Here is a 13,465-nt window from a genome sequence, read left to right on the forward strand (position 1 = left end):
CTGCTTGCGTACAGATTGGAAAATTATAGGGTAAAAGCAAAAATGGGTAAAGCCCCGAAGATTATCTTTTTTCACCCCACATATTTCCGCTAACGTAGGTGTATGGTAACTTGTGATTATATATCTTTTATATCCCGACTAATCTAAGGGATTTTTAATTGTATTAAAAGTATTTGTAGCCACATGGGTGTAAATTTCCGTTGTTTTACTAGATCCATGCCCTAAAAGAACTTGAATCTGCCTTAAATCTACCCCAGATTCTAAAAGATGGGTGGCAAAACTGTGACGAAGGGTGTGTGGGGTAACAGTCTGACTTATACCTGCTTTTTCTGCGGCCTTTTTTACAATTTGTAAAACACTTGTAGCAGCATACTTACTTGCCTTGCGACCCTCAAATAAATAATTTTGAGGCTGCCATTCCTTATAATACGCCCTAAGATCGGTTAAAACGGTTTTAGAAAGTAAGGTATACCGGTCCTTCTTTCCTTTAGAGTCTTCTACCCTGATCAGCATTCGCTTGCTGTCTATATCCATTGGTTTTAGATTTATTAATTCACTACGTCGCAATCCTGCGCTATACAGCAATTGAATTATACATTTATGTTTTAAATTGTAGATATTATCTATCATAGCGAGTACCTCTTCCTTAGCGATTACAGTAGGTAGCTTAAATTCTTTACGAGGTCGTTCTATAGCGTAAAACCGATTGGGCATACCTAATACTACTTCATAATAAAACTTTATGGCATTTATAGCCTGATTTAAATAGGAGTTGGAAAAATTACTTTGAATCTTTTCTTGAAGAAAAGCCCTAATATCACTTTCGTCAATAGAGTACAAATCCTTTTCCTTGTAATGGTTAATGAACATCTCAAAAAAATTAACATAAATACGTACCGTACTATTAGAATACCGCTTTAACTCTAGTTTTAAAAGATATTCTTCCGGACAGACCCTGTAGCCTAGGGGAAGCTTCCTTCTTCGGAACCATTCAACATCCACATTCTCATTAGTCGTATTTAAAGGTTTATTGGGGTAAAAGCGATTGAAATTAATCCAAACTACGCCCCTAAAGGTATCTAACAGTATATCTAATTGCTCTTTGGTGTTATCTATATAGGCCATTTGGTGCTGGTCACTCCACCTTGGGTTTGGTAACCCCTTTATTAATCCTTGAATAAGTTTATCAGGAGTAAATTTTATCCCAATCATCCTTTTATTATGGATCATCAAATGATAAAGCGTTATGGATTTTATGGGATTCATGTACCAAGTTTAGTAATAACTAGAATCATAATCCGTATTTTATACCTATAATATATTCGTACAAATGACTAAGAGTAGAAAATGTCCTGTTTGCGATGCTATTGTGAAAGGTAGGTCTGATAAAGTATTTTGTTCCACAAAATGTAGGTCTATTAATCAATATGAAGATCGGCAAATATCAGAAGCATTCTACCTGAAAGTAGATAGACAATTAAAAATAAATAGGAAACTGCTTAAAAAATATAATCGATCTGGTTATACCACCATAAGAAAATCGGTGTTGACCACGGAAGGTTTTGATCCTAAATTTTTCACTCACTATTGGAAAAACCAAAAGGGCGAAGTCTACCTCTTTGTGTACGAATATGGCTTTCTAAAAAGAATAAATATGGGTAAGGAAAAGTATCTCTTGGTAACTTGGCAAGATTATATGGAGGTCCCTAAATGAAGATGTAACTACAATGTAATACGGTATTATAAATTGCATAAAGAGCAAGGAATGCGTTTTATGGCTGCTTAAGGTTTTTTTATGATAAATAATTTAAACGAAAACTATATATAAGTGCGTTTAGAAATATATGATTAATTAAATAATCTAATTTTAAGAGGCTTTAATTATTGGAAAAAGGAAGTGGTGAGTCTTACCCCTAAAGCTATTAGTGCCAATAAAAACAATAACATTATGTGGTGGGTAAAGACGCTGATTTACAAAGCGGTGTATTAGTGAGGGGATTTATATAAGTCTATTTACTTTTTTCTTCGACTTGTTGCTGCCGTTTTGTTTATTTGTAGCCTCTTATATTAATAAATTGACGTATGAATACGATCCTAGGGGTAAAGCGTTTGGTTCTTGGTCTTTTTCTTTTGTTAAATGTGCATTTGGGAATGGCGCAGGATACATTAAGTACCAAGCAAATGTTGGTCACAGATTTTAAAAATGTCTTTGGTGGCGTTAAACATTCCTATACCCGACCTCTACATTGGGAAAAAAAGGATTTTCTCACTGCAGGATCAATCCTATTGGGAACCGCTGCACTATATACGTTTGATGAGGATAGTTCTAACTGGTTTAGGAAACAAGACGATGATATTCCCAACGTGCTTAAAGAATCGGGTTATTACATGGGTAAACCGCTATTCAGTTATTCCCTAAACAGTGGCGTGTATTTGGTAGGCTTGTTTACCAAAAATGAAAAAATAAGACATACTGGCGTCCTTTTACTTTCTTCCTCCGTAACTGTAGGGGTACTCCAGAGTATAACCAAAACTGTTGTGGGCCGTGCAAGACCAGTAGCCGAACTTGGGAAAGGAGAATTTAAACCGTTCAGTAAAGAAGCTGCTTATCATAGCTTTCCCTCCGGACATACTATTTTGTCCGTTACTACATTTTATGCTATAGGCAAGCAGTTTAAAAACCCTTGGATTAAAGGCGGAATTTATACCCTAGGCATGGTTTCCCCAATTTCTAGGTTATGGGATGGTGCACATTGGCTCACAGATGTAGGCATAAGTGTGGCGTTAAGTGTGGTAGTGGTAGATAGTATAGATAAATTCTTGAAAAATAAGGAGAACAAAAATCAATTCTCAGAGGATAAGATTAGTTGGACCCTGCAAATGGGACCTGGAACTATTGGCTTTAGAGGTACGTTTTAGAAGCGTGCCCTAACAGTTCTCTAAAAAGTCCATAGCCATATTCCTATTCTAACTTTAATGGTGGGCCAACTACTTGCATTTCATTATCTGCAAAAATCTGTGCCACTTCTTTTGGTGAGGGTTCGTGATCTAGACCTGACATGGTAACAAAGAATTCTTCCAGCTTCCCTGCGGGCTGTAAACTAACCATCATTCTACCTTTGTCCGATTCTTGTGTCCATGCATGTGGCACTTTTCTAGGCAAGAATATGCTGTCTCCAGCAACTAAATGAAATTTCTCCTCTCCAACTTTAAAAAAGTATGCTCCTTCAATGACGTAAAATATTTCGTCTTGGTAATGGTGAACATGTAATGGGGTTCCTCTGCCTGGAGAGAGTGAGGTCTGCTCAAATATAGCCAAGTCTCCTTGAGTGTCCTTTCCAGAGATTTTTACATCCAAAATATTAGAATTTACCCCCTTTAATTTTATATGTCCGTGAAATCGACCTTCACCAGCGCTAATTTTAAACCCCTTAGTTTTTCTTTGTATTGTTCTTTCATTAGATGGAAATACCAAGAAGGGTAGGGCGGTGAAGGAAAGAAGTGCTGCAAAAAATCCCTTTCTTTTCATGATAAAAGATTTATAAGAGTTGTGAAGCGTCCAAATGATTTATTACTCTAATTTACGCCATAAATCAATTGCTTATTGAAAGGCTTAGTTAAATTTAAACTACCGCAATTAAGGTTATAATTAATCACTATACCCAGTATTGTAATATTCGGCTGTGAGTAGCATAATCCTAGTAAAGTGTAGTCATAAAATTCTTACTAGTTGTGAGGCAAAAAGCATGTTTAAACTGTTTAAGGGCTTAGGTAGAGGAGAATTATCTAGCAAATAGGTATATTTACGATAGATGAATAATACATAACCTTCAGTAAAAAATTATATCTCCTTATCTAAAAGTGAATAAAAAAGAGAATCCTATATTTTTCCATCATCTTTTTAGGAAGAAAATGAATGCACTGTTGAGTGGAGGTAAGGTGGGAGAAGATTCCATCAATTTAAGCCTGTTGCATTATGTAGAACAGTTAGGGAATACATTAGGACTATCTTATTTAACTCAGGATGAAATCGCAGGTAATGTGTGTTTTGTAAATAGTCCTGAGTTAAGAGACGATTATAAAACATCCTTTTCTTCAAAAGATATTTTAAATTTCTGCTATGCCGTATGGCATTCAGAATCTTATAGAGAAAAAAACCTAGCTTATCTAGAAAACGACTTTCTGCAATTGCCGTACCCAAAAGGTTCCAATACGTTTTGGCGGCTGGCGGCTATAGGCGGTGAATTGCTTGCCATTCATAATATAGATGCTGCTAAAGTGGAAAAATTTATTGCAAACTTTCCACAAGAGGGGAATAATACTATCACAGCTAGTATTGAGGAAATGGATTGGGAAATAGTAGACGGGGAAGATAATTTAGGACGTGTGTGGATAAACGATCAGCAATATTTTGATAATATCCCCTTATCGGTATGGGAATTAAAGATTGGAGGGAATCTGCCTGCTAAAAAATGGCTGAAAGATCGTAAGGGTAATACCTTGGAGGTTGATGACATTACGGAATATCAAAAAATAATTACGACACTTTTAGAAACCGATAGCCTCATTAAAGAAATCGATAAAATTATGGTGTAATAATTAGTCGTATACAACTTCTATTATTCTTAGGTTCAATCTTATTTTTGATATCAACCTTCATCACAAAATAGTTCCTCATCATTTATAGAAGACGAGATCTTGTGTGATAATTTGCCGACCTGATTTGCTGAATACACGCTTATAAATATTAAAGTTAATAAATTAAAATACCTGTGTCTAACACAAAATTCGGCACAATTGTTGAATAGTTTTACCTGCTTTAAAATCAATTGATAAAGCGACGAAAGTTTACTAAATCCCCTATTTATGTCTTTTGAACGAACCCAAGAAAAATTAAAAATACTCGCAGATGCTGCTAAATATGATGTTTCCTGTGCTTCTAGTGGTAGTAAGAGGAGTAATACTTCTAAAGGGCTTGGGGACGCCACTGGTATGGGAATCTGCCATTCTTATACCGAAGATGGACGCTGCGTTTCCCTCTTAAAAATTTTACTGACTAATTATTGCATCTTCGATTGTGCGTATTGTGTCACTAGAAAAAGTAACGACATAAAGCGTGCTGCTTTTCAGGTTCAAGAAGTGGTAGATTTAACCATTAACTTTTATCGTCGTAATTATATCGAAGGCTTATTCCTGAGTTCCGGAATTTTTAAGAGTGCAGACTATACTATGGAACGTTTGGTAGCTGTGGCGAAGAAACTGCGGTTAGAAGAAAATTTTAATGGGTATATCCACCTGAAATCCATACCGGGGGCTTCTGATGAATTGATGAAGGAGGCGGGTCTCTATGCAGATCGATTAAGTGTAAATATTGAGATTCCTACTAAGGAAGGTTTAAAACTTTTGGCACCTGAAAAAAATAGGGAAGACTTTATTAAACCCATGAAGAAGGTCAAAAACGAAATTATCCTTTACAATTCTGAAAAGAAACTTATAAAGAGTACACCAAAATTTGCACCAGCCGGACAAAGTACACAAATGATTATAGGTGCAATTGGGGAGAGTGATCAGCAGATAATGTGGACTTCCAATTACTTCTATAAAAAGTTTAATCTAAAAAGGGTGTACTATTCCGGATATATTCCTATTAGCTACGATACCCGCCTGCCGCAAATAGGTACTGCTGTACCCATGCTTCGCGAAAATAGGTTGTATCAGACTGATTGGTTGATGCGATTTTATGGATTTGAAGTGCACGAGATTTTGAACAATGATCATCAGAATTTAGATTTAGAAGTAGATCCCAAATTAGGTTGGGCATTGCGAAATTTAGAGCAATTCCCGGTAGATGTAAATAAAGCCGATAAACGAATGTTGGCCCGTGTGCCAGGTTTGGGGATGAAATCAGTTTACAAAATACTTCAGGCCAGACGCTTTCGAAACCTTAACTGGGAACATTTACAAAAGATGGGGGTCGCCTTGAATAGAGCGAAATATTTTTTAATTTGTCAATCACGGGATTTTGAACGACGCGATTTAACGGGGCCACAATTAAAATCACTGATCCTTCAGAACTCCACGAGCAAATATCAAAAAATCCTGAGCCCACAATTAAGTTTATTCGAATAATGATACTTCCACAAGACTATACATTGGTTTACGATGGTACTTTTGATGGGTTTCTAACCTGTGTGTTCCACGTGTACGATTTAAAACTGAAGCAGGTACATATACAACGGAAAAGTCACGCCCAAGAATCCTTGTTCGGCACTAGTGAGGAGGTGTTAACAGATCTGGAAAAATCTGATCGGGTTTGGAAAGGCATAAAAAAGAAAACAACGGCAAAGGGACGGTCTAAATTGTATTACGCATTTTTAAGTGAACAGAAACAGGTAGAAAATTTGTTATTGCGATATATACAATACGCATTAAATAGCACCATGCTAATAGATGCTGATTTTGCAAACCAAGACGTGCTAAAAGTAACCCAAGTAGCCAAAAGTGTAGGACGGGAAAAACATAGAATGGAAGCTTTTGTTCGGTTTAGGTTGACGAAAGATGGACTTTATTTTGCCAATATAGAACCAGACTTTGATGTCTTACCTCTAATCTCTGCACATTTTAAACGTAGATATGCCGATCAAAAATGGGTTATTTATGACCTTAAACGTAATTACGGACTCTATTATGATCTAGAAAAGGTAGATATTATTAACCTATCCCTGCCAGATGATTTTGATGCTACCAAAACTACTTCAGAATTTTTCGCGACTGAAGAATTGGAATTCCAGACACTATGGCAAGATTATTTTGAGAGTACTAATATCCCCTCTAGGAAAAATATGAAATTGCATATACAGCACGTACCTAAACGGTATTGGAAATATTTAAGTGAGAAGCTGAGGTGATTTACGCTCTCTTTGGTAGGGCTATTAAGTACCCCCTAAAAAAATTATACGCTGTATTATACAAGCCTATATGTTTTGTTCTTTAAGAGAGAAAAGTGAGGATGTGCTTCTAAATATCGCTTCATAGCTTCTACTAACCTAAATTCTGTCTGTTGTCTATTAAAACCATACTTTTTAGGCACCCCCTGTACAGTTATAAAACTTACCTTATAGGTTTTATCCATTTCTATGTGGTTCCCCTTGAAAAGCAATTCTTGAATTTTTTCTCCATCTGGGTTTTCTATTCTAATATTGAGATGTAAGCCAAATATACGTTTGGCATACCCTCCCATTTGTTTCATTGGGTCGCAGGAGAAAGTGCGAGATAGATTTTCCTCTAACATAGACTTAATTTCCTTTCCAGTAAGCTCAATTACGGAAACTGGCGGATTCATAGGGGCCATATTATATAAATCGTCCTCCGTAATATCCCCTTTTTTAATTGGAATACCATATCGCCATCCATTAGACAAGCAAATATCGGTATCGGTCACAAAACAGGCTCCTTGATGCATTAATTCATCCAAACTAGCATTTATGGTAGCGTAGCGGTGTAATAGTTGATCCGTTTTACCCACTATATTGTTCTGTATGTCTTTATAGCCTTCTAAAATGGGGTCCACCAGCATTTTCATCTCCTCATTCTCTTTAATTTTTTCATCTATTGTGATGAGGTTATAACGATGAGACTGAATTTTTCCTTCCTCTATATTCAATGTCATTCTCCCTAAAAACGATCCGTGACACCCACATTGGATTAACAGGGCGTCTTTAACCTTTACAGGAGAATACAAACGATTATGGGTGTGGGCACTTAAACATATATCAATTCCTTCTACTTGTTTTAATAGTGCAATGTCTTGTGGCATACCATTGTGGGAAAGTAGAATTATAACATCTGCACCTTCTTTTTTAAGCTTATCTATATGCTGGGGAACTTCTTTTAGTCCAGCAGTAAACCGCAAATCCCCAGCAAAGGAAGGGGGCATAACTTTGTCTACAATTAAAGCAGCAACTCCTATTACGCCAATCTTAATGCCTTCCATACTAAATATTTTTGAAGGTGTAGAAAATAATTCCCCATTTGGTTTAAAGATATTACAGGCCAAATTGGGGTAATTTAATTGATTGGTGATATTCTTATGTTGCTCGGGCCCATAAGCAAAATCCCAATGGCTAGTCATGGCATCAAAATTCATTTTATTAAGAATAGGAACCATTGCTTCTCCCTTAGAATCTACAATAGGTTTGGTGCCGTGAAAGGTGTCGCCTCCATCAAATAATAGGGTGTTGGGGTTCTTCTTCCGTATTTCTTCAACCTTGGAATGCAAACGAGCATATCCTCCCGCTTCAGCGATATACTCCCCATTTTCATCATAAAACAATTCATTATGTGGCGCAATGTAACCATGTACATCATTAATAAATAGTATGTCGAGTTTCATTATAGATTTTTTAATTAGTAGTGTCCTTATCCAAATACGGCCTATTCCTTTTGGTATTATAACTTCATGGAGAAGAACAGTGCACACATGAATAAAAGATACTGTAATTACAGTTTGCCGCTGTGCTTATTTGGGAGTATTTGTTGCTTTATCCACTTACTTAAATAATGAAAAACTAAGATTCACTCCGGAGGAAGCATGGCTTGGAGGGTAGTATGGTGTGATTTAAAGTGGGTGATTTTGGGGTGAGGGTATTTTTCACCTCATTTTATGAACTGTATTTTTCTAATTCCTATTTCCGTGTCCCATTGTTTTACCTCATGGAAACCCAACTTTTTATATAATGTGATGGCAGGAATATTTTTAATTGCGGTCTCCACTGTAAAATGGTTAGAATCAATATTCTCAAAAATGAATTCTATTAATTCTTTACCTATCCCACGTCTAAAAAATAATGGATGAACCGCCAAACTATTTATCTCTGTTAGAGTAGTGCTGTGGGTGATCTCGATAATCCCTGCTAGTTTTTTTTACTAAGTATCCGTAAAAGATAGTACTGCTTTTATGATAGCTTTCAATAGGCCTTTTAAGGGGAGGGAAATATTTTAGATTTAATAATTTAGCTTCCACTGCATATGATAATTGAAATATGGAATGTATGCTTTTGGCAACTTCCTCCTTTCTGTTCTGCAATCTTTCTATCATTATAGGTAACGTTATTTATTCTGTTTACGCACAAAAGGGGAATATGATAAGGTGAGAGAATAAAATGTAGTCTTCAATGCAACATAATTACAATTCGCTTCCTAATAAAACTTTTTTAAAATGAGGTTAAATCACCCTGCTCTCCTCTACTGTTATACAAGTTAAGAATAATAACTGCATCCTTTTTACCATAATTAAAATTCTAAAAGACGGTTGCTTGTTGATTCTGAGGCAAGATTCGACTTTAATATTCACTTATCTCCGTAGAAAATCCCTTGTTTACTCGGTTCAGGTGGAATAGTATAAAGTTGTAAGTATATTTGGGGAAAATCTATACCCATGACAAATCGTAATTATAATAGCTTTTCGGTAACGCTTGTTGTATTTTTTAGTTTTTTGTTTTCTAGCATTTTCGCTCAAGAATCCCTACCTGCGAATTTTGATTCTTGGGTAGAGTCTAGCAGACAAGATTGGAAGATTCCTGGAATGGCAGTAGGTATTGTAAAGGACGGAGAAGTTGTCTTTGCAAAAGGTTTTGGTGAAAAGCGATTGGGAAGCGGGGAGCCGGTAGATGCTAATACTATTTTTAGTATTGCGTCGGTAAGTAAAAATATGACCGCAGCGGCACTCGGAATTTTGGTGGATGAAGGTAAAATAGGTTGGGATGATAAAATCATTAAACATATTCCATGGTTTCAGCTTAAAGATCCTTGGGTGACCCAGGAAATTACTATACGCGATGCATTAACGCATCGGGTAGGATTAGGAAGAATATTGGGCAATAGGCTCCAGTTTATGACCGCTAGTCCACGAGATAGCGTGCTCTACCAAATGCGATATATGGATTTAGAAAAACCTTTCCGTTCGGAGTTTGTCTATAATAATATTATGTATTCTTTAGCAGGACAGATTATTGAATATACCGACGGACGTACCTGGGATACATTTTTAAAAGAAGCCCTTTTTACTCCGCTAGAGATGAACGCTACAACTACCAGTATCACACAGCTGAAAGCAAACGATAATCAAGCCTATCCCCATCAAGAGATCCAAGGAAAGGTAGTGCCCATCTCAAGAAGAAACTGGGATAATACCGGACCTGCAGGGGGAGTTAACGCTTCGGTAAACGACTTAAATAATTGGATGCTTATGCAACTGGGGACTTCTGGTAGTTTTAAGGATACGACTTTAATTAGTGCAGAGCAGATGAACGAGATCCATAAGCCACAGATGGTCCGTTCACAGTCTAATGCCATGGCTGCGCAAAGTAGCTATGGCTTTGGGTGGACTATTACCGATTATAAGGGGAAACGTGTAATTACCCATGGCGGTGCCACAGACGGATTTAACTCGGCCATGTACCTAATGCCAGAATTGGACCTGGGTATTATTGTAGTAGGGAATACTTTTAATAGTTTGGGGAATGCTGTGGCATATCAGGTTATGGATGCTTACTTAGGAGAGAACAAGGTAGATTGGAACCAACGCTACTTACAAGGATATAAGAGGTCTTATGAGCGTGCTTCCGCAGCTCGTGAAGAAATCCATAAAGCCAGAATTAAGAAAACAAAACCTAGTTTGGATTTAGATGCTTATTTAGGCGTGTACCAATCGGCCGGATACGGAAAGATAGAGGTGAAAAAAGACGGGAAAGATTTAGTGCTTCGTTTTTGGGATTCAGATAACTTGGAAGCAAGGCTAGAACACTGGCATTACGATACTTTTAGGGCCATTTGGAAAAATCCTGCCCAACGCGAAGAGTTTATGCAATTTCATTTGAATAAAGAAGGAAAGGTAGCTGTGTTGGAATTTGAATTTGCCCTACGACCCTTGTTGTTGCAAGTAGGGGCATATCCCTCTAACTATACCCATACAGAGCGATTTATTAAACAATAGGGTAGGGAATGGGGTGTTGATTTTAAATTTTCACCCTTACTTTAAAAAATAGTGGGCGGTATTTGGTTACTTTAGAGGTTAACGTTGTGTGATTTTTCTCATTCCTTGTTTGCCTGTTAAGGCATGATAGGAGTAATGCTTTAACGGTGCAGCCCCCTTTAATCAACAAATTTAATTTTACTCCATTTTTCAGGTAGATGGGCATCGTAAGCGCCATGACTATTTAAAACCATAGCAGGGTGCGGTTGCACTGCTTTGCCACCAACTACCAATTTTTGAAATCGGCCTAAAAACATTTTCCAAATGTCCCCACTAGTGGGAGGTAAGCTTCTACCATTGGCCAACCACTCCAAACTGCTCCAAGGAATAGCAACTTCTAAGTGCCAACCTTTATCTACATTTTTATTATCATTTAAAACGCCATCTACATGTACTGCTGTTTTTAAGTTGGGTAAATTGTAATTGGTAAAGGCCCATCGAATTCCCCTAGGATGGGTTCCCTTCCAAAAAGATTCACCCTCACGGTCATAATTTCCTCCAAAGGTATACGCTTCGGTTTGATGGACGTCAAATTGCGGAATATCAAACTTGCCCCCTTTTTTATAAGCATCCTTCCATATAAAAAAGACTTCATAAATAGTATTGGCAGCATTTACCTCTAATTCATAATAACAGTCCCCACCGTCTATAATGATTTCTAAATCATTTTCTAAAAAAACAATGCTACCTTTCTCTGTTAGTTTGGCCTCTACAAAAGGTTCCTCTGCCTCAAAGGCAATATAAAGATGGGTGTTGTTCCATAATATGGCTACTTGTGTATTATACATTCCTGGATCGCCTGTTACTAAGTCTACAAAGCGCTTACTCCAATTAGCGTTTTTCCAAATTGGTTTCTTGGTATTGCCGTCTACCTTTATGGAACTCGATATCTTTTTAGCAGTATAATCTGTACTTGTAGTTTTATCCATTTTCAATTCTTTATAGCGGTTAAATGTTTAGGTAGGAAATGTTCTCGGCAGTCAAACAATTTTTCACTGCCAAGGAAATAGTTAAATAACTCCTATTTTGATGATAATCAATGTATTGACGATGTTTAATTAAGGTTTCTAATTCCTATTTAGGTTTTGCTGACTAAACTTTTATCGTTCACTCCAAAATCTAGTAAGATATGAAAAGTAAATCTATATTGACTGGAATAAACAAGCCATAAAAACTGGGAAAGATTATAAGCACTCTGGTTATAGACATGTATGCGCCTATTAATGTTCCTTTATAAGATTATAGCCTAAGCTATTTTAATCGGTCTAGATGCAAACAGAAATTGGGTGTTGTGCTATAAGATTTTTCCATCTATGAAGTCCACAGCATCCTATCATTTTATCCACCTTGCAATAATATCTACTGTCCGCTGTTCTGTAATTTTATGATGCGACTGGTTTCACGCCCGTAACCAATAATTTCTAATAATTCTGGAGATACTTTTACCACACCATAGGAATTCTCCTCAGTATCTACCATGCCTTTCATAGTAATATAATGGATGCCATTTTTTTCGCCGTAATTTCCTTCATGATTATGCCCATTTATGTAGGCTTTTACATTAGGGTAGCTTTCTAGTGTTTCAATAACTTCATCTGCATTCCATAGATTATGGATGTTTTCTGGATACACTGGAAAATGACAGTATAGTACTACCTTCTCCTTGTTGTTTAAGGACTTATCTAAGACATCTCTAAGCCATTGCATCTGCGTGGGACCTATGGCTCCATTCCAAAAGGGGGAATCGGCATGGTTTTCTACATAGTAATTGGCGGCATTAAGATGGGCTTCGCTATCCTCTGGATAGGCGTGTAAACTTATGTCATTTCCATCCAACACTATAAATCGCCAATCTTCCACTTTAAAATCATAGTAGGGGGAGGGCATGTCCATCTTTTTATAGACTTCTGCTTTTTCATCATCTTCCACAGAATAATCATGATTCCCCAGTACATGGTATTTTGGCATGTTTAACCTATTATAGATGGGGGTTACAACATTAAAACTTTCCCAATCCTTATCAATAAAATCACCCAGGTGTATGGTGTAAGCTAAATCCATAGTGTTAAAATGCGTTACACACTCCTCTAGCTTCTGCTCCGATTTGGCATATTTTCTTATTCCCGTTCCTTGCTCATTGCAGTACTGGCAGTCTGCGATTACGCCTATGGAGAACTGGGTCTTGTTGGTATTAGACATGGTACTTGTGTTTTGTTGACTGTAACCCACATGAAAAGTCAGCTGTGAAAATAGCAATATCCCTAAGAATTTTCTTCCTATCATAATTCCTAAACTTTTATTGCGCTTTTAGTCCCCTGGTTCTTGAGATGGTTTCTGTGGAATAGCGAACTGAAATATATTTATTCTTTTACAGAAACTGACAGGTTAGATTACCGCTAACTGAAGCTTTGCAAGGGTACCATAGGCTTAAAA

General features: G+C 36.9%; 12 protein-coding genes. 6 read left to right on the plus strand and 6 right to left on the minus strand.

The window, feature by feature from the left end; genetic code table 11:
* Window positions 1-138 precede the first annotated feature (138 nt).
* A complete protein-coding gene (xerA, locus tag H344_RS0119300; protein WP_240485030.1) occupies window positions 139-1,266 on the minus strand; it encodes a site-specific tyrosine recombinase/integron integrase in 1,128 nt (375 codons plus the stop codon).
* Window positions 1,267-1,330: 64 nt separating this feature from the next.
* Between xerA and H344_RS0119305 the strand changes: the two genes are divergently transcribed.
* Entirely contained in the window at window positions 1,331-1,714 is a 384-nt protein-coding gene (locus tag H344_RS0119305; RefSeq protein WP_026811761.1) for a hypothetical protein, read from the plus strand.
* Between the two features lie 368 nt (window positions 1,715-2,082).
* Window positions 2,083-2,919 carry a phosphatase PAP2 family protein gene (locus tag H344_RS0119310; RefSeq protein ID WP_026811762.1) on the plus strand — a complete coding sequence of 279 codons (837 nt, stop codon included), beginning with the start codon at window positions 2,083-2,085 and terminating at the stop codon, window positions 2,917-2,919.
* A gap of 43 nt (window positions 2,920-2,962) precedes the next feature.
* On the opposite strand, the gene H344_RS0119315 is transcribed toward H344_RS0119310, so the two are convergent.
* Window positions 2,963-3,529: a cupin domain-containing protein gene (locus H344_RS0119315; RefSeq protein WP_026811763.1), complete on the minus strand. Its 567-nt coding sequence runs from the start codon at window positions 3,527-3,529 to the stop codon at window positions 2,963-2,965.
* A gap of 332 nt (window positions 3,530-3,861) precedes the next feature.
* Between H344_RS0119315 and H344_RS0119320 the strand changes: the two genes are divergently transcribed.
* From H344_RS0119320 to H344_RS0119330, 3 genes are all read left to right on the plus strand, one after another.
* The gene (locus H344_RS0119320; protein WP_157378406.1) at window positions 3,862-4,596 is read left to right on the plus strand and encodes a type ISP restriction/modification enzyme; all 735 of its coding nucleotides are present in this window, start codon (window positions 3,862-3,864) and stop codon (window positions 4,594-4,596) included.
* A gap of 270 nt (window positions 4,597-4,866) precedes the next feature.
* Window positions 4,867-6,129 (plus strand): putative DNA modification/repair radical SAM protein, encoded by a 1,263-nt coding sequence (locus H344_RS0119325; RefSeq protein WP_026811765.1) that lies wholly within the window; start codon window positions 4,867-4,869, stop codon window positions 6,127-6,129.
* A complete protein-coding gene (locus tag H344_RS0119330) occupies window positions 6,129-6,908 on the plus strand; it encodes a TIGR03915 family putative DNA repair protein (RefSeq protein WP_026811766.1) in 780 nt (259 codons plus the stop codon). The genes H344_RS0119325 and H344_RS0119330 overlap by 1 nt, the downstream gene beginning before the upstream one ends.
* Before the next feature lie 56 nt (window positions 6,909-6,964).
* Here the strand turns inward: H344_RS0119330 and H344_RS0119335 are convergent, their stop codons facing one another.
* Window positions 6,965-8,392 (minus strand): bifunctional metallophosphatase/5'-nucleotidase, encoded by a 1,428-nt coding sequence (locus tag H344_RS0119335; protein WP_026811767.1) that lies wholly within the window; start codon window positions 8,390-8,392, stop codon window positions 6,965-6,967.
* 263 nt (window positions 8,393-8,655) lie between these two features.
* On the minus strand, window positions 8,656-8,862 hold the full coding sequence (locus H344_RS22255; RefSeq protein WP_240485031.1) for a GNAT family N-acetyltransferase: 207 nt from the start codon (window positions 8,860-8,862) through the stop codon (window positions 8,656-8,658).
* A gap of 574 nt (window positions 8,863-9,436) precedes the next feature.
* Here H344_RS22255 and H344_RS0119345 point away from each other — a divergent pair.
* Window positions 9,437-10,993 (plus strand): serine hydrolase, encoded by a 1,557-nt coding sequence (locus H344_RS0119345; RefSeq protein WP_026811768.1) that lies wholly within the window; start codon window positions 9,437-9,439, stop codon window positions 10,991-10,993.
* Between the two features lie 158 nt (window positions 10,994-11,151).
* Here H344_RS0119345 and H344_RS0119350 read toward each other — a convergent pair whose 3' ends face one another.
* Both H344_RS0119350 and H344_RS20905 read right to left on the minus strand, forming a co-directional pair.
* Window positions 11,152-11,961 (minus strand): carbohydrate-binding family 9-like protein, encoded by an 810-nt coding sequence (locus H344_RS0119350; RefSeq protein WP_034257045.1) that lies wholly within the window; start codon window positions 11,959-11,961, stop codon window positions 11,152-11,154.
* 430 nt (window positions 11,962-12,391) lie between these two features.
* Window positions 12,392-13,315, minus strand: coding sequence for a metallophosphoesterase (locus H344_RS20905; protein WP_051254414.1), 924 nt, complete (start codon window positions 13,313-13,315; stop codon window positions 12,392-12,394).
* Between the last annotated feature and the right edge of the window lie 150 nt (window positions 13,316-13,465).

The sequence above is a fragment of the Arenibacter latericius DSM 15913 genome (assembly GCF_000424985.1).
In the GTDB taxonomy this organism is placed as follows: Bacteria; Bacteroidota; Bacteroidia; order Flavobacteriales; family Flavobacteriaceae; genus Arenibacter; species Arenibacter latericius.